This window comes from Methylibium rhizosphaerae, assembly GCF_006386545.1.
In the GTDB taxonomy this organism is placed as follows: Bacteria; Pseudomonadota; Gammaproteobacteria; order Burkholderiales; family Burkholderiaceae_C; genus Pseudorivibacter; species Pseudorivibacter rhizosphaerae.
On record NZ_SWAR01000006.1, the window covers coordinates 1 to 16877 of the forward strand.

A 16877-nucleotide genomic window follows, 5' to 3' on the forward strand; every position below is an offset into this window, starting at 1 on the left:
ATCGATCACTTCGTCTCGCACCACAACAGCAACTGCGAGCCGTTTCGCTGGACTGCAACTGCCGATTCGATTCTCGAAAAACTGCACCGACTTTGCTCAGCTATCAGCGGGACAGGACACTAGGGCAGCGTGATGCGCTCCGCCAGGTGCGAAGCCACCGTGGCAATGCGCCGCAGGTGGCGTGACTCCGGGTGCGTGAGCAGCCAGATCTCGGTTTCGCAGTCGGCCAGCGGCTCGGTGAGCGCCTGCAGGCCGGCCTGCCGCTCGGCCAGGAACACCGGCACGACGCCGATGCCCAACCCGGCGGCCACCGCGTCCACCACCATCGAGATGCTGTTGACCAGCAGCATCGGCGCCACCCGCGGCAGCTGCCTGCGGCGCCAGCGCACCGAAGGGTGTTCGGGCAGCGCCTCGTCCGGCGCGATCCACGGGTAGTCCTCGAGCGGGCCGATGCGGCCCTGCAGGCATTCGGCACGGCCGTACACCGCCACCCGCAGCACACCGAGGCGGCGGCCCACCAGGTGGTCGGGCGGGCGCCGGGTGGCGCGCAGCGCGATGTCGGCGTCGCGGCGGGTGAGGTTCACCACTTCGTTGGTCGCATTGAGCTCCAGCCGCAGCTGCGGGTGCCGCGCCTTGAGGCTGCCCAGGTGCGGGACCACCAGGCCGTGCGCCAGCGTGTCGGTGGTGGTGATGCGCACCAGGCCGGCCACCGCATCGCCCGGACGCTGCGAAGCGGCGCGTGCAGCCTCCAGCTCGGCCTCGATGCGTTCGGCATGCTGGGCGATCGCCAGGGCCTGCTCGGAGGGCAGGTAGCCGCTGCGCGATCGCTCGAACAGCCGCGTGCCCAGCTGGCGCTCGATGCGCTGCACCGAGCGGAACACGGTGGACGCATCCACCGCCAGGCGCCGTGCCGCTTCGGCCAGGGTGCCGGTGCGGGTGAGCGCCAGCAGCACTTCAAGATCGGCTGCCTGCAGGCGGTATTGCGTTGATGCATTGGGCTCTTGCATGGCGGCCTATTTTCATTGCGCGGACGCAATCCTAATCTTGCTTCACCGATTCACCCCCTGAACCTGAACGCAAGAGGACCGCATGAAGCTCTACTTCACTCCCAACGCCTGCTCGCAGGCCGTGCACATCGTGGCCCGCGAGGCCGGCCTGCCGCTCGAGCTGGCCAAGGTCGACCTCATGACCCACAAGCTGGAAGACGGCGGCGACTACTACACGGTGAACCCGCGCGGCTACGTGCCGCTGCTGGAGCTGGACGACGGCAGCCGCCACACCGAGGTGAGCGCGCTGATCCAGTACCTGGCCGACCAGGACCCTTCAGGCCGGCTGATGCCCAAGGCGGGCACCCGCGAGCGCTTCGAGGCGCAGCAATGGATCACCTTCGTGAGCAGCGAGCTGCACAAGGTATTCAGCCCCTGGCTGTGGCACAAGGAAACGGCCGATTCCACCGTGAAGACGGTGAAGGACAAGCTCGCCACGCGCTTCGCCGAGCTCGACCGGCGTCTGGCCACGCGCAGCTACCTGCTCGGCGAAGAGTTCACCGCGGCCGACGCGTACTGCTACGTGATCGTGAACTGGAGCCACCTGCTGGGCATCGGCCTCAAGGGGTACCCGGCGCTCAGTGCCTACCTGCAGCGCGTGGCCGCACGGCCGAAAGTGCGTGAGGTGCTGGTGGCCGAGGGGCTGCTGAAGGCCTGAATCGCAGCCGCCGGCGTACTCGCCGGCCGGGGTGCCGGCATCTCATATCCAGGGCAGCGGCAGGCGCTCGGCCTCGAAGGCTCGGTTGATCGCCGGCCGCTTCAGCAGGCGCTGCAGGTAGGGGCCCAGCTGCGTGAGGCTGCGCGCCGGCCGCTCGAAGCCCCGGGTCCAGCGGCACAGCATGAGCGCGAACGGGTCGAGCGCGGTGTAGTGCTCGCCCATGAACCAGGGGCCGCCGTGGCGGCCGAGTTCGGCATCCAGCTGGTCGAGCATGCCGCCGATCCTGGCTTCGGCATGGGCCTTCACCGCGCGGGCGCCGGCCTCGTCGTCAGACCAGCGCTCGGGATAGAAGTACAGGATGAGCGCGGCCTGCAGCGTGTTGGTGAGCCACATCAGCCACTTGTAGAAATGCGCGCGCTCGGCGGTGCCCGGCGCCGGCGCCATGCGGGCCTGCGGAAACCTGTCGGCCAGGTGCAGGCAGATGGCGGCGGCTTCGTAGAGCACCAGGTCGCCGTCCTGCAGCACCGGGATCAGCCCGTTCGGATTGAGCTTGAGGTATTCGGGCGACTTGTGTGCGCCCTTGGTGCGGTCCACCAGCACCAGCTCGAACGGCTCGCCGATCTCCTCGAGCAGCATGTGCGGCGCCATGCTGGCATTGCTGGGGTAGTAGTGGAGCTTGAGCTTCGAGTGGTCGGGTGCGGTCATGTCTTTGCCATCGAGAGTGGGAGCGCCCAGCGGCTGGCCAGCACGTTGAGCGACAGGCCGGCCAGCACCAGGGCGGCGGCCAGGAGTTTCCATCCGGGCAGCGGCTCGCCCAGCATCCAGGCCGAGGCGCCCATGCCGAACACCGGCACCAGCAGCGCCATCGGCGTGACGGTGGCCGCGGCATGTCGTGCCAGCAGCCAGTTCCAGGCGCCATAGCCGAACAGGGTGTTGCCCAGCGCCTGCCAGAGCACTGCGGCCCAGGCCGCCCAGCCCGCATGCGCCAGGCCCTGGGCCATGGCAGCCGGGCCGTCGAACACCAGGCTCAGCATGGCCAGCGGCGGCACGGCGAACACGCTGCTCCACACCATGAAGCCGAGCATGTCGATCCGGCCGGCCGACTTGGCCACCAGGTTGGCGCCGGCCCAGTGCAGTGCGGCCAGCGTCACCAGCACCAGGCCCCACAGCGTGACGGCATCGCTCAGGTGGGCGGCGATCACCGCCATGCCGGCCACGGCGAGCGCCAGCGCCACGCCCTGCGCCAGGCGCGGCCGCTCGCGGTGCAGCAGCATCGACAGGCCGATGGTGAAGAACACCTGCGTCTGCACCACCAGCGATGCGAGGCCGGGCGATATGTCGGCGCGCATGGCGTAGAACAGCAGCCCGAACTGGCCCGCGCCCAGCAACACGCCGAACAAGGCCAGCTTGTGCCAGGGCACCGCCGGGCGGCGGATGAACAGCACGAAGGGAAAGGCCGACAGCAGGAAGCGCAGCGTCGCGAACAGGAAGGGCGGCAGCTCGGCCAGCCCCAGCTTGATGACGACGAAGTTGGTGCCCCAGACGAAGACCACCGCCAGGGCCAGCAGCAGGTGCGCAGCGGGCATGGGCGGCAGTGTAGGGGCCGCCGGATGTCAGCCCGCGAGGCGGGGGTTTGCGGCCGCGGGTGCCTCGGTGGCGGACGGGCGTTCCCATTCCGCGCGCGACGCCTCGTGCTCGCGGAACAGGTCGGCCAGCGTCTTGCCGGGCTCGTCGCGGAAGCGTTCGTCCAGCACGGTGAGTTCGCGGATGCGGTCGATGCGGAAGCTGCGGAACGCCTGGCGGGTCTCGCACCAGGTGGAGAGCGTCCACACCGCGCTCCAGTAGAAGCAGCCCAGCGGGCGCACCGTGCGCTCGCTGCTGCGCTCCTGCAGGTCGAGGTATTGCAAGCGCACCTTGCGGCGCGATTCGGTGGCCTCGCGCAGCTGCTGCAGGCGCCAGCGGGTGGCGTCGTCCGGGCCGACCGGCGGCGCATACACCGCAAGGCTTTCGGCCGCGGCGCGCGAGGCGGCCGGCAGCACCGCGAGGATCTTGCCGAGCGCCAGCTCGGCCTGCTGCGCCAGCGCCACGTCGAGCCGCGACTGCGCCAGGCGCACCGCGGCCACCAGGGCCTGGGCTTCGTCGCGGGTGAACATCAGCGGCGGCAGGTCGAAGCCGGCCCGCATGCGGTAGCCCACGCCGGCTTCGCCTTCGATGGGCACGCCCTGCTGCTGCAGGTCGGCAATGTCGCGGTAGACCGTGCGCTCGGAGATCTCGAGCCGCCCGGCCAGCCACGCGGCCGTGGAAAGCCGGCGGCTGCGCACGAGCTGCACGAGCTGGAAGAGGCGGTCTGCACGGCGCATGCGTCGGTTCGGTCAGTCCATGGCCGTGCAGAGCTCGACCAGCAGGCCGTCGGGGCAGCGCAGGTAGGCGACCGTCTGGCCCCAGGGCTTGCGCTGCGGCGCCTTCAGCGCGGTGGCGCCGGACGCCAATGCATGGCGCCAGGCCGCCTCCACGTCGTCGGTCACCAGGCCGATCTCCATGCCGAGCGGCTGCGGCGATCGCTGCGCGTCGACGTAGTCCTGACCGAGGTTGTCGCGCGCGATGCCGTGCTGCGCGAATGCCAGCCGGGTGCTGCCGGTGAGCAGCTCGCCGTATTCGCCGCTCTCGTGCACGAAGCCGCGCTCGAGCCCGAAGGCGCGTTCGCAGAACTCGATGGAGGCCGGCACGTCGGCCACGTACAGGATGGTGTAGGCGAGCTTCATGTCAGGAGTTTCCAGCGGGCGCAACGGGAAGGGCACCGCCCGCAGACGCGCCAGCGGCGCGGCCGCGAAGCCGGTGGTTCGCATCCATGCCAAGGGCGAGCAGGCCAGGCGCAGCATCTGCGGCACGAACAGCAGGAACAACAGGACGAGCGGCTGGACCATGCTACGCCATCGCGTGCAGGCCGACGCGGTTGCCGTCGAGGTCGGTCAGCAGCGCGAAGCAGCCCATGCCGTCGGGCAGCTCGGTGCGCGGCGTGGCGACCCTGCCGCCGGCGGCTTCCACGCGCGACAGCACCGCGTCGAGCGAGGGCTCGGCATTCAGGTAGACCACGGTTCCGGCGTCGGCGGGCTTGTAGGCCGCACTGCCGGCGAACAGCGCGCCGGACACGGCGTCCTTGTCGGCCGGGAACACGGCCAGGTGTGCGCCGTCCATGGTCTCGCGGCGCAGCGGCTTGCCGAGCACACGCTCGTAGAAGGCCTGGGCGCGGTCGATGTCGGTGACGGGGATCTCGAACCAGTTGATGGCGTGGTTCTGCATGGCGGTCTGGGTCGTCATGGCGGGTTCCTCTGAGCTTGGGTGGTTGGAAGAGCCGCCATGGTGCGCGGGGGCTACTGACAGCGTGTTGGCAGGAGGGCGGTCGACGGGTGCTTCGCCAAAGCCGTGGAGGCTTCGCACGACCGCCGCGCGCTGCGAAGCCACCCGTTAACTTGGCTCCCTCAAGGAGCACCCCGCCATGCCTGAATGGCTCAATGCGAGGCCGTTGGCCGCGAGCCTCGTCATCCCCGGCACCGAGCGCACACGCGAACACCCCGAGCAGCCGGCCGCCTCGAAACTGCTGGGCGACAGCCACCCGCTGCGCCCGCGCAGCCAGCCCGACGTGGCGGAGGTCGTGAAGGTGTCCGGTCGCGCGTTGGCCGATGCGCCTTCCAACATGGATCGGCCGGGGGCGTCGCAGTTGCGGCGCCGCATGGCCGCCCACTCGCCGGCGGGCCTGATGCCCTCGCCGTTCGCGGCACCGATGCCGAGCTTCCTGACCGGCGAGGTGGGAGGCGCGGTGGTGCCGCTGGGCCCGTCGCAGCCGCCGGGCGGCATGCACCCGATCAATCCGAGCCGCGCCGCGGAGGTGGTGCAGGCGCCGGTGGACCCGGATTTCAGCAAGCGCCTGAATGCTGCCAAGAACGGGCTGGACGCCGCCAGGCGCCGGCACGGCATGGCGCCGGATGCGCAGACAGCGCAAGCCTTGCGCACGGCCGCGACGCAGCTCGATGCGGTGCTGTCGGCCTCGCAGCTGCGCAACCTCGGGGCGGCGGCGCGAATGCACACCGCCACCCGGGTGCGGCTGGACTTTGCAGTGGGCGAACTCGACCGCATCGACCAGCGCCTGTCGCCGGGCGGGGCGCATCGCGAGGGCGTGCTCGAGGAGCTCGGTCGACAGCGGCCGGCGGTGCAGGCCGCGGCCGACGGCGCGCAGCAGATCCAGGCGCATCACGACGAGGCGCTGACGACGGCCGAACACCGGCTGGTGACCCTGATGGAGAGGCACCCGCCCGGCTTTGCCGCCATGGGCGAGGTACCGGCCTTGCGCACGCAGCTCGAGGCGCTCGCCAAGCGGCTGCCCGACCTGCCGCTGAAGGAGGCGATGTCCCGCGCATCGATGGTGGAGGCCACCTCGCGCATGCTGGCCCATGTGACCGGAGGCGACACGGAGCGCGCCGCCGGCGCGCTGCAGTCGCTCATGGACAGGCCCACGCTGGCGTGGATGACGCCTTCGGCGAACGAAGCGAGTGCCTCCGGCGCCTCGCAGGCCGAGGCCGACGTGAAGGCGCTGTTCCGTGCGATGAGCGGCGTGCACCGTGGCACCGAAGTGCTGATGCTGGCGTCGCGCGATGGCGGCACGGTGGCCGGGGTGACGCCGCAGTCGGTGGACGTGCGGGCTTTCTGGCGCGCGGACGCGGCGCTGCAGACGGAGTCTTCCGAGCCGGTGCGCCAGTGGCTCGAAGGTGCAAAGGCTGCGGCTGCGGCCAGCGCAGCGTCAGGGACCGAGTCGGTGACGAGCCAGCGCGACCTCTCGGCCCTGCGCGCGGTGCGCATGGGCTTCGTCTCCAACGCGCCGGACTCGCACTACGGCCGCGTCAACAAGCGGCTGACCAAGATGGTCACCGAATGGGTCGACCGGGCCCAGGCGCCTGAACTCGGCGTGGCGAGCCGGCTGCAGCAGGCCCTGGGCCTGGGCACCGCGCCGGCCGCGGACCTCGAGCAAGGGCGGCCGGGCGGGCCGCAGGGGCTCGACCTGTCGGCGCTGAACCCGCTGCGCAAGAAGACGCCGCTGCGTGCCGGCGTGATGGAGCGGCTCGACGCGGTGGGCGCCTCGGTGGGTGTGCGGACGCCTTCGGTGCAGGTGCGCGAGCACCTGGGCGCGGCTGCACAGGCGCTGGAGCAGGCTGGCGCCCAGCTCATCGACCAGGCCTTCGCACGGCGCGAGGAGCCGTCGCGCGAAGCGGCCATCGGCCAGGCGCTCGGCGCCTTCATGAAGGCCCATCCGGACCTGCCCCCGAACCACACGCCGTCGGCCGCGGAAATGGCGACGATCCGCGCCCATGCCCGTGAAGCGCTGCAGGGCGCGCCGGTGCACATGCCGCCGGCGCAACCGCTGCTGGCCATGGCCGAGCGGTCGGCTTCCATGCTGCAGGCGATCTCGGCCCGGGGCCCTCAGCCGGCCACGCGGCAAGAGGCGCAGACCGCCGAGCTGGCGGCCAGCGCCAGCGCACATGCTGCGGCAGCGACGAAGCTGCTGTCGCCGGCGGAAGAAGGCCGCCAGCGCTTCGTCGACGACCTGTGCGCCAAGCTCGACACCTGGGACCTGCGCACGCGGCTGCGCGCCTCCGGCGGCGGCGTGGTCGGGCTGGGCTGGCCTTCGAACCTGCCGGTGTCGGTGCCGGCGGCAGGCGACCCGCTGCTGGCGCCGGTGGCCGGTGCGCTCGTGCGGCGCGAAGCCTTCATCGACATCTTTCATCCGATGCAGGGCCTGCAGATCACGGCCGGCTCCATCACCCAGAAGGGCGGCGAGCTCGGCCTCAACGCCGGCCCGACCTTCAAGCTCGCGGACGACCTGCTGGGACTGCGCGTTTCCGGCGGGTTGAAGGGCGGGTACAGCGACACGCACATGGAAGGCGCCACCCTGCGCATCCGCCGCGAGGCCGGTCGCCTGCCCGAGATGATCGAGAACATGAAGAACGTGGTGCGCGACCTCGGCCGGTGGGAAACCCTGCGCGACGAGCGCGGCCAGCCGTTCAACGACGCCGTGTCGGCGCTCCTGGCGCGCAACGAGAAGCTCATCATCTCGGACATGAGCCAGGACACCGGCAGCCTGGCGCTGGAGGCGTCCGCCTCGGTGGGCCTCAACGTGGGCGACCCCCGCAAGGGCCAGCGCAACGCCACCTTCGGCCCCAACGCCTCGGTGCAGCTGTCCACCGAGCGGCAGCAGCAGGTGTACGCCGACCATTCGGGCAGCGTGCGCGTGCTCAACGAGCAGGTGTCCGCTGCGCATCACAAGTTCCGCGCGTCGGCCGGTCTCTCGGCCAACGTGGGCGATCCGCGCAACCACCCGCAACCGCCCGATGCCGCGCCGGGTGAGCCACCTCGCGAGGTCGCTCAGGTCGCCGGCGTGAAGCTGCCGCTGAACCTGTCCGGCACGCGCGAGTTCGGCCAGGACTACGAGAAGGTCTCGGTCACGGTGCTCGACTTCGTCGGCACCATCGACGCCGACCACGACCGCTTCTACAACTCGCCGCAGCCGCTGGTGGCCGAGGTGGAGCGCAACCGCGAACAGTGGGTCCACCGCTACCTCGAAACGCTGACCGGCTGGACCGAGGAACAGAAGCAGACCCAAGGGCGCGAACTGGCCCACCGGGACCTCGACCGCTTCCTCGAGCAGGCCCAGGCCCTGCAGAGCAGCAACTTCGCGCTCTACAACATCCACGACACGATGATGCCGCAGGCATCGGGCCACTTCGAGACGCTCTACATGCTCGGCGACGTGGCCCGGGCAACCGGCAACGACGCGATGAGCCAGGCGGTGAAGGCCGACCGCGACCAGCTGTTCAACGAGCCGTCCACCTGGCGCCGCTCGACGATGAACCTCTTCGAGCGCGGCAAGTCCTCTGCCACCAACGGCGTCAACTTCTTCCTGCGGGAGGGCTACACGCAGGGGGCGGACGCGCAGCTGCAGATTGCCGAGTTCCCGTCGCGCAATCCGGCACCGCCGCCGCGGCAAGGGGTGGACGCCTGAGCGGCGTCGAGACGTCTTCGCGCTACTCCAGCGTCGCCTGCCTCACCGCATGTTCCCAGCGGCCCATCAGCTCCGCGGCGCGCTCGCGCGGCATGGTGGGCAGGAAGCGGCGTTCCACCTTCCATTGCGCGGCCAGCTCGTCCAGGTTCCGGTAGACGCCGCATGAAAGGCCGGCCAGGTAGGCGGCGCCCAGCGCGGTGGTCTCGATGACCTGCGGGCGCACCACCGGGATGCCGAGCAGGTCGGCCTGGAACTGCATCAGCAGGTTGTTGACGCAGGCGCCGCCGTCGACCCGCAGCTCGGTGACCTGCGAGCCGCCGGCCGGCGTGCTCGCCGCACGAGAGGCCGACACGTCGCGGCTCATGGCCTGCAGCAGCGCAGCGCTCTGGAAGGCGATGCTTTCCAGCGCCGCGCGGGCGATGTGGGCCGCCGTGCTGCCGCGCGTCAGGCCCACGATCGCGCCGGTGGCGTTGGGCTTCCAGTAAGGCGCGCCCAGGCCGGTGAAGGCCGGCACGAACATCACGCCGCCGGCGTCGGGCACGCTTTCGGCAAGGCTCTGCACTTCGCTGGAGCCCTTGATGGCGCGCAGGCCGTCGCGCAGCCACTGCACGACGGCGCCGCCGATGAAGACGCTGCCTTCCAGGGCGAACTCGGGCGTGCGCGTGGGCTGTGCGGCGCTGGTGGTCACCAGGCCGTTGGCGCTGATCTGGAAGGCATTGCCGGTGTGCATGAGCATGAAGCAGCCGGTGCCGTAGGTGTTCTTCGCGAAGCCGGGCTTGAAGCAGGCCTGGCCGAAGAGCGCACTCTGCTGGTCGCCCGCGATGCCGCCTATGGGCATGCTGCGGCCGAGCACGCCGGCATCGGTATCGGCGAAGTGGTGGCTCGACGGGTGGACCTGGGGCAGCAGTTCGGGCGGGATGTCGAGCGCGGCCAGCAGCTCGGCGTCCCACTCGTTGCGGCGCACGTTGAAGAGCATGGTGCGCGAGGCGTTGCTCACGTCGGTGGCGTGGACCTTGCCGCCGGTGAGGTGCCACACCAGCCACGCGTCCACCGTGCCGAAGGCCAGCTCGCCGCGGCGCGCCTGCTCACGCGAGCCGGGCACGTGGTCGAGGATCCACTTGAGCTTGGTGCCCGAGAAGTAGGCGTCGATGATGAGGCCGGTCTTCTCCTGCACCAGCGGGCCCAGGCCGCGCTCGCGCAGTTCGGCGCAGGTGGGCTCGGCGCGCCGGTCCTGCCAGACGATGGCGTTGTGGATGGGCTCGCCGGTCCTGCGGTTCCACACCACGGTGGTTTCGCGCTGGTTGGTGATGCCCAGCGCTGCGATGGCGGCGGCCTTCTCGCTGCCGATCTGCTGCAGCACCTCGCGGGCCGTGGCGAGCTGCGAGTCCCAGATCTCCTTCGCGTCGTGCTCCACCCAGCCGGGCTGCGGGTAGATCTGGCGGAATTCGCGTTGTGCCATCGCCACGATGTGGCCGTCGCGGTCGAACACGATGCTGCGTGAACTGGAGGTGCCTTGGTCCAAGGCGAGCAGGTAGGTCATTTCTCTCTCCGGGTGACGGTTGAATTCACCAGTCACAGATCACTGGTCACCGGTCACCACCTCGACCCCTGCGTCGGCCAGCAGGGCCGGGAAGGGCTCGGGCGGCGGGGCGTCGGTGAACAGCATGTCGACCTGGTCGAGCCGGGCCAGCTCCACCATCGCCGGGCGGTTGAACTTGCTGTGGTCGGCCGCCAGCCACACCTCGCGCGAATGCTCGACGATGGCACGGGCCACCTTCACCTCGCGGTAGTCGTAGTCGCGCAGCGTGCCGTCGGCCTCGATGCCCGAGATGCCGATGAGGCCGATGTCCACCTTGAACTGGCGGATGAAATCGACCGTGGCCTCGCCCACGATGCCGCGGTCGCGCGCGCGCACCACGCCGCCGGCCACGATGACCTCGCAGTCCGGGTTGTCCGACAGGATGGCCGCGACGTTGAGGTTGTTGGTGATGACGCGCAGCCCGCGGTGCCGCAGCAGCTCGTGGGCCACCGCTTCGATGGTGGTGCCGATGTTGAGGATGAGCGAGCAGCCCTCCGGCACCCGGGCGGCGATGGCGCGCGCGATGCGCGACTTGCCGTCGGCCTGCAGGGCCTGGCGCTGGCGGTAGGCGATGTTCTCGGTGGTCGAGCTCGGCACGCGCACGCCGCCGTGGAAGCGCGACAGCAGGCCCGCTTCCGAAAGCCGCTGCACGTCGCGCCGCACCGTCTGCAGCGTCACGCCGAACTGCTCCGCCAGCGCCTCCACGCTGACGCTGCCGCGTGCGCGCACTTCGTCCAGCAACTGGGACTGGCGGGGGTTTGGAGTCATGGAGCGAGCTTACCGGTTCGAGCTGGGACGCGAGCCTAAAACGAACCGAAACGAAAACAATCGCGGGAAAACGCTGATACGATTCGCGCCGCATTCGCGTAAAACGAAAAAAGAAGAACGCGGATCGGTGCTTCCAAGCGAGCTCTGCGCCGCTGTTCCGCCGGCCTCTTCAGTGCCCGGCCCCACCCTCAGGAGAACTGGTTTGACCACGCTGCCGCCGACCCCGTCGGCGCCTTCGACCTCGCCTGCCACGGCGCCCGATGCCGGCCGATACGACGTGCTCGTCGTGGGCGGCGGCATCAACGGCTGCGGCATCGCGCGCGACCTCGCGGGCCGCGGCTGGCGCGTGCTGCTGGCCGAACGCGACGACCTCGCGGCGCACACCTCGTCGTCGTCCACCAAGCTCATCCACGGCGGGCTGCGCTACCTCGAGTACTACGAGTTCGGCCTGGTTCGCAAGGCGCTGATGGAGCGCGAGGTGCTGCTCAAGAGCGCGCCGCACATCATGTGGCCGCTGCGCTTCGTGATGCCGCACGACCCCAAGGCCAATTTCCTGCGGCCGGTCTGGATGATCCGCATCGGGCTCTTCCTGTACGACCACCTGGCGCGCCGCGAGGTGCTGCCCGGCTCAGAAGGCGTGAACCTGCGCGCGCACAAGGTGGGCGCGCCGCTGAAGCCGCAGTTCACCCACGGCTTCGTCTACTCCGACGGCTGGGTCAACGATGCGCGGCTGGTGGTGCTCAACGCGATCGATGCGCAGGCCAAGGGCGCCACGGTGCTCACGCACACCGCCGTGGTGTCGGCCCAGCGCGACGAACAAGGCTGGACCGCCCAGCTGCAGTCGCGCGACGGCACGCAGCGCACGGTGCAGGCACGCGCGCTCGTCAATGCCGCCGGGCCGTGGGCCGAGAGCTTCCTGCGAGACGTGGCACGGCCCGCGCGCGGCGAAGCGCTCGCCACCAGGAGCCTGCGCCTGGTGAAGGGCAGCCACATCATCGTGCCGCGGGTGTTCGAGCACGACCATGCCTACATCTTCCAGAACCCCGACAAGCGCATCATCTTCGCCATCCCCTACGAGGACCGCTTCACGCTGATCGGCACCACCGACGTGGAACTCGAAGGCGACCCGGGGCAGGCACACATCGACGCCAAGGAAACCGCCTACCTGTGCGAGCAGGCGAGCCGCTACTTCAAGCAGGCCATCCGGCCGTCCGATGTGGTGTGGAGCTATTCGGGCGTGCGCCCGCTGCTCGACGACGCATCGGGCGACCCGTCGGCGGTGACGCGCGACTACCTGCTCGAAGCCAATCACGACGCGGGGGCGCCGCTGCTCAGCGTGTGGGGCGGCAAGATCACCACCTTCCGCAAGCTGGCCGAGGATGCGGCCGACGAACTCGGCCGGCTGCTCGGTGACCAGCGCCGCGCGTGGACCGAAGGCGCGCACCTGCCCGGCGGCGACCTGTCGGCCTACATCGGCAAGGCACAGCGGCCCGACACCGATTTCGAGCGTTTCGTCGTCGAACTGCAGCGCCGTCATCCGTGGCTGTCTGCCGCGCTGGCGCGCCGCCTGGCCCGCGCCTATGGCTCGCGTGTCGACCGCGTGCTGGACAACGCCCGCTCGCTGGCCGACCTCGGTGCCGAAGTGGCGCCGGGGCTGCACGAGGCCGAGCTGCACTACCTGCGGCGCGAGGAGTGGGCGGTGGACGCCAGCGACGTGCTCTGGCGCCGCTCCAAGCTCGGCCTGCACTACACCCAGGGTGAACAACAACAAGTGACGCAGTGGCTGGCGCAAGCCGGCGCTCAAACCAAACGAAAGGTCGCGTGATGCAACTCACGCTGGAAGATGTGAGCAAGCAGGTGGGGCCGAGCACCCACCTGTACCCGATGAATCTCGCGCTCGTGCCGCGCGCGGTGACGGTGCTGCTGGGCGCCACGCAGGCGGGCAAGACCTCGCTGATGCGCATCATGGCGGGGCTGGATGCGCCCACCCGGGGCACGGTGAAGGTCGACGGCGCCGACGTGACCGGCAAGCCGGTGCGCGACCGCAACGTCGCGATGGTCTACCAGCAGTTCATCAACTACCCGTCGCTCTCGGTCTACGACAACATCGCCTCGCCGCTGAAGCTGCGCGGCGAATCGAACATCGCCGCGCGCGTGCAGCAGCTGGCCGCCAAGCTGCACATCGAGCCGTTCCTGAAGCGCCTGCCGGCCGAGCTGTCGGGCGGCCAGCAGCAGCGCGTGGCGCTGGCCCGCGCCCTGGCCAAGAACGCACCGCTGATGCTGCTCGACGAGCCGCTGGTGAACCTGGACTACAAGCTGCGCGAAGAGCTGCGCGAGGAACTCTCGGCGCTGTTCGCGGCAGGGGACTCCACCGTGGTGTACGCCACCACCGAGCCGGGCGAGGCCCTGCTGCTGGGCGGCTACACGGCTGTGATGGACGCCGGCGAGCTGCTGCAGTACGGGCCGACGGCCGAGGTGTTCCATGCGCCGAAGTCGCTGCGGGTGGCACGGGCCTTCAGCGACCCGCCGATGAACCTGGTCGCGGCCGAGGCGGCCACGCTGGGTGTCGTTCTCAATGCAGGCCCGGCGCTGCAGATTCCGCTGCCCGCTGCCGCGAGCAAGTCGCTCACCATCGGCGTGCGCGCCGGCGCCCTGCGGGTGCAGCGGCGCGACGGCGACGTGGCGCTGCCCGGCAAGGTGGAGCTGGCCGAGATCTCCGGTTCCGACACCTTCGTGCACGTGCACACGGCGGTGGGCGAACTGGTGGCGCAGCTCACCGGGGTGCACTACTTCGACCTGGGCGCCTCGATCACGCTCTACATGAACCCGGCGCAGGTGTACGTGTTCGACGCGGCAGGCAACCTGCTCGTCGCGCCTGCGCGAGCGAAAGGAGCCCGCTGATGATGAGCCTCCACGTTTGCGGCTTCGCCGCTGCACTGCCCCCCGAGGGGGCGCATGCCCTCCTTGGAGCGGCCCTACGGAGCGCATGATGGCCCGCATCGACCTCGACCTCGCACACGCCTACCGGCCCAACCCGAAGGAAGACAGCGACTACGCGCTGCTGCCGCTGAAGATGAGCTTCGAAGACGGCGGCGCCTATGCGCTGCTGGGGCCTTCGGGCTGCGGCAAGACCACCATGCTCAACATCATCTCGGGGCTGCTCGAGCCATCGCATGGCACGGTGCGCTTCAACGGCATGGACGTCACCAAGCTGTCGCCGCAGGGCCGCAACATCGCGCAGGTGTTCCAGTTCCCGGTGATCTACGACACCATGACGGTCGCCGAGAACCTGGCCTTTCCGCTGCGCAACCGTGGCGTCGCGCCGGACAAGATCACGCAGCGTGTCGGCCGCATCGCCGAGATGCTCGAGATGTCGGGCCAGCTCAACCAGCGAGCCGCCAACCTGTCGGCCGATGCCAAGCAGAAGATCTCGCTGGGCCGCGGCCTGGTGCGCGAGGACGTGTCGGCCGTGCTGTTCGACGAGCCGCTCACGGTGATCGACCCGCACCTGAAGTGGCAGCTGCGCCGCAAGCTCAAGCAGATCCACCACGAGCTCAAGCTCACCCTCATCTACGTGACCCACGACCAGGTCGAGGCGCTGACCTTCGCCGACCAGGTGGTGGTGATGACCCGCGGTCGCGCGGTGCAGGTGGGCACCGCGAGCGACCTGTTCGAGCGCCCGGCGCACACCTTCGTCGGCCATTTCATCGGTTCGCCGGGCATGAACTTCCTCGAAGGCGAGGTACAGGGCGGCGTGCTGCAGGTGGCGGGGCGCAGCCTGCCGCTTCCGAGCGCCAAGCCGCTCGAAGGGGCGGTGAAGCTGGGCGTGCGGCCCGAGTACGTGACGCTCAGCTCCGCCAACGACCCGCAGGCGCTGCCGCTCACGGTGGCCAGCGCGCAGGACATCGGCACCTACACGCTGCTGACCGCGAAGCAGGGCGACATCACGCTGCGCGCACGCGTGTCGCCCGAACAGGCGGTGCCGGCACCGGGCGAGGTGGCATGGCTCAAGGTGCTGGGCACCCACACCTGCTTCTACAAGAACGAGGTACTGGTCGCATGAACGCGCTCAAACCGATCAACCAGAAGGCCTGGCTGCTGGTGCTGCCGGTCTTCATCTGCGTGGCCTTCTCGGCCATCCTGCCGCTGATGACGGTGGTGAACTACTCGGTGCAGGACATCATCGATCCGGAACGCCGGGTGTTCGTCGGCACCGAATGGTTCGCCGCGGTGATGCGCGACGAGGACCTGCATGCGGCGCTGTGGCGCCAGCTGGGCTATTCGCTGTCGGTGCTGGCGGTGGAGATCCCGCTGGGCATCCTGCTCGCGCTGGCCATGCCGGCGCAGGGCTGGAAGGCCTCGGCCGTGCTCGTGCTGGTTGCGCTGTCGCTGCTGATTCCCTGGAACGTGGTGGGCACCATCTGGCAGATCTTCGGCCGCGGCGACATCGGCCTGCTGGGCGCGGCGCTGCAGTACCTCGGCTTCGACTACAGCTACACCGGCAATGCCACCGATGCCTGGATCACCGTGCTCGTCATGGACGTGTGGCACTGGACGCCGCTGGTGGCGCTGCTGTGCTACGCCGGACTGCGCTCGATCCCCGACGCCTACTACCAGGCGGCGCGCATCGATGGCGCCTCCAAGTTCGCCGTGTTCCGCTACATCCAGCTGCCCAAGATGCGCGGCGTGCTGATGATCGCGGTGCTGCTGCGCTTCATGGACAGCTTCATGATCTACACCGAGCCCTTCGTGCTCACCGGCGGCGGCCCGGGCAATGCCACCACCTTCCTCAGCCAGTACCTCACCCAGAAGGCGGTCGGCCAGTTCGACCTCGGCCCGGCCGCGGCGTTCTCGCTGATCTACTTCCTCATCATCCTGCTGCTGTGCTTCATCCTCTACAACTGGATGCAGCGCGTGGGCACCGCTGACAAGGAGGTCGCGGAATGAACACGGGCTCGAAATTCCAGAAGCGCACGATCTTCCTGATCGTCTACCTGCTGTTCGCCATCCTGCCGATCTACTGGATGGTGAACATGAGCTTCAAGACCAACGAGGAGATCCTCTCCAGCTTCTCGTTCTGGCCGCAGACCTTCACCTGGGACAACTACAAGACCATCTTCACCGACGAGTCCTGGTACTCGGGCTACATCAACAGCCTCATCTACGTGGCCATCAACACGGTGATCTCCATCACCGTGGCGCTGCCGGCGGCCTATGCGTTCTCGCGCTACAGCTTCCTGGGCGACAAGCACGTGTTCTTCTGGCTGCTCACCAACCGCATGACGCCGCCTGCGGTGTTCCTGCTGCCGTTCTTCCAGCTCTACACGACGCTGGGACTCATGGACACGCACATCGCGGTGGCGCTGGCGCACCTGGTGTTCAACGTGCCGCTGGCGGTGTGGATCCTCGAAGGCTTCATGAGCGGCATCCCGCGCGAGATCGACGAAACCGCCTACATCGACGGCTACTCGTTCCCGCGCTTCTTCCTCACGATCTTCCTGCCGCTCATCAAGGCCGGCGTGGGCGTGGCGGCGTTCTTCTGCTTCATGTTCAGCTGGGTCGAGCTGCTGCTCGCCCGCACGCTGACCAGCGTGGACGCCAAGCCCATCGTGGCCACCATGACCCGCACCGTGTCGGCCTCCGGCATGGACTGGGCCGTGCTGGCCGCCGCCGGCGTGCTGACCATCGTGCCGGGCGCGATCGTGATCTGGTTCGTTCGCCACTACATCGCGAAAGGATTCGCGATGGGCCGCGTTTAGGGTCGACACAGACCCC

15 protein-coding genes and 1 pseudogene are annotated in these 16877 nt (G+C 69.5%); 8 read left to right on the forward strand and 8 right to left on the reverse strand.

Annotated features, from left to right (window positions below; genetic code table 11):
• Positions 1-123, forward strand: a pseudogene (locus E8D38_RS06530) (IS630 family transposase); the annotation flags it as partial.
• Here the strand turns inward: E8D38_RS06530 and E8D38_RS06535 are convergent.
• A complete protein-coding gene (locus E8D38_RS06535; RefSeq protein ID WP_140627084.1) occupies positions 120-1007 on the reverse strand; it encodes a LysR family transcriptional regulator in 888 nt (295 codons plus the stop codon). The pseudogene E8D38_RS06530 and the gene E8D38_RS06535 sit on opposite strands and share 4 nt — an antisense overlap.
• 82 nt (positions 1008-1089) lie before the next feature.
• Between E8D38_RS06535 and gstA the strand changes: the two genes are divergently transcribed.
• On the forward strand, positions 1090-1704 hold the full coding sequence (gstA, locus tag E8D38_RS06540; RefSeq protein ID WP_140627087.1) for a glutathione transferase GstA: 615 nt from the start codon (positions 1090-1092) through the stop codon (positions 1702-1704).
• A 42-nt stretch (positions 1705-1746) separates the two neighbouring features.
• Here the strand turns inward: gstA and E8D38_RS06545 are convergent, their stop codons facing one another.
• The 5 genes from E8D38_RS06545 to E8D38_RS06565 are packed head-to-tail and all read right to left on the reverse strand — an operon-like array spanning position 1747 to position 5022.
• A complete protein-coding gene (locus E8D38_RS06545; protein WP_140627089.1) occupies positions 1747-2409 on the reverse strand; it encodes a glutathione S-transferase family protein in 663 nt (220 codons plus the stop codon).
• A complete protein-coding gene (locus E8D38_RS06550; RefSeq protein ID WP_140627091.1) occupies positions 2406-3290 on the reverse strand; it encodes an EamA family transporter in 885 nt (294 codons plus the stop codon). The genes E8D38_RS06545 and E8D38_RS06550 overlap by 4 nt, the downstream gene beginning before the upstream one ends.
• Positions 3291-3317: 27 nt before the next feature.
• Complete coding sequence (locus E8D38_RS06555; RefSeq protein WP_140627093.1) at positions 3318-4064, reverse strand: helix-turn-helix transcriptional regulator; 747 nt, start codon at positions 4062-4064, stop codon at positions 3318-3320.
• A gap of 12 nt (positions 4065-4076) precedes the next feature.
• The gene (locus tag E8D38_RS06560; protein ID WP_342779515.1) at positions 4077-4628 is read right to left on the reverse strand and encodes a VOC family protein; all 552 of its coding nucleotides are present in this window, start codon (positions 4626-4628) and stop codon (positions 4077-4079) included.
• Between the two features lies 1 nt (position 4629).
• Positions 4630-5022: a VOC family protein gene (locus tag E8D38_RS06565; protein ID WP_246099380.1), complete on the reverse strand. Its 393-nt coding sequence runs from the start codon at positions 5020-5022 to the stop codon at positions 4630-4632.
• Positions 5023-5200: 178 nt separating this feature from the next.
• Here E8D38_RS06565 and E8D38_RS06570 point away from each other — a divergent pair, with 178 nt between their 5' ends.
• Entirely contained in the window at positions 5201-8755 is a 3555-nt protein-coding gene (locus E8D38_RS06570; protein ID WP_140627095.1) for a hypothetical protein, read from the forward strand.
• Positions 8756-8777: 22 nt separating this feature from the next.
• Here E8D38_RS06570 and glpK read toward each other — a convergent pair whose 3' ends face one another.
• A complete protein-coding gene (gene glpK, locus E8D38_RS06575) occupies positions 8778-10295 on the reverse strand; it encodes a glycerol kinase GlpK (RefSeq protein ID WP_140627097.1) in 1518 nt (505 codons plus the stop codon).
• A 39-nt stretch (positions 10296-10334) separates the two neighbouring features.
• Positions 10335-11102, reverse strand: coding sequence for a DeoR/GlpR family DNA-binding transcription regulator (locus E8D38_RS06580; RefSeq protein ID WP_140627099.1), 768 nt, complete (start codon positions 11100-11102; stop codon positions 10335-10337).
• Positions 11103-11304: 202 nt separating this feature from the next.
• Here E8D38_RS06580 and glpD point away from each other — a divergent pair, with 202 nt between their 5' ends.
• The 5 genes from glpD to E8D38_RS06605 all read left to right on the forward strand — a co-directional run bounded on the left by glpD (position 11305) and on the right by E8D38_RS06605 (position 16861).
• Positions 11305-12927 (forward strand): glycerol-3-phosphate dehydrogenase, encoded by a 1623-nt coding sequence (glpD, locus tag E8D38_RS06585; RefSeq protein WP_425462757.1) that lies wholly within the window; start codon positions 11305-11307, stop codon positions 12925-12927.
• Entirely contained in the window at positions 12927-14003 is a 1077-nt protein-coding gene (locus tag E8D38_RS06590; protein ID WP_140627103.1) for an ABC transporter ATP-binding protein, read from the forward strand. Before glpD ends, E8D38_RS06590 begins: the two co-directional genes overlap by 1 nt.
• Before the next feature lie 88 nt (positions 14004-14091).
• A complete protein-coding gene (locus E8D38_RS06595) occupies positions 14092-15165 on the forward strand; it encodes an ABC transporter ATP-binding protein (RefSeq protein WP_140627104.1) in 1074 nt (357 codons plus the stop codon).
• On the forward strand, positions 15162-16049 hold the full coding sequence (locus E8D38_RS06600; protein ID WP_140627106.1) for a carbohydrate ABC transporter permease: 888 nt from the start codon (positions 15162-15164) through the stop codon (positions 16047-16049). Before E8D38_RS06595 ends, E8D38_RS06600 begins: the two co-directional genes overlap by 4 nt.
• Positions 16046-16861: a carbohydrate ABC transporter permease gene (locus E8D38_RS06605; protein WP_140627108.1), complete on the forward strand. Its 816-nt coding sequence runs from the start codon at positions 16046-16048 to the stop codon at positions 16859-16861. Before E8D38_RS06600 ends, E8D38_RS06605 begins: the two co-directional genes overlap by 4 nt.
• Positions 16862-16877: the final 16 nt, after the last annotated feature.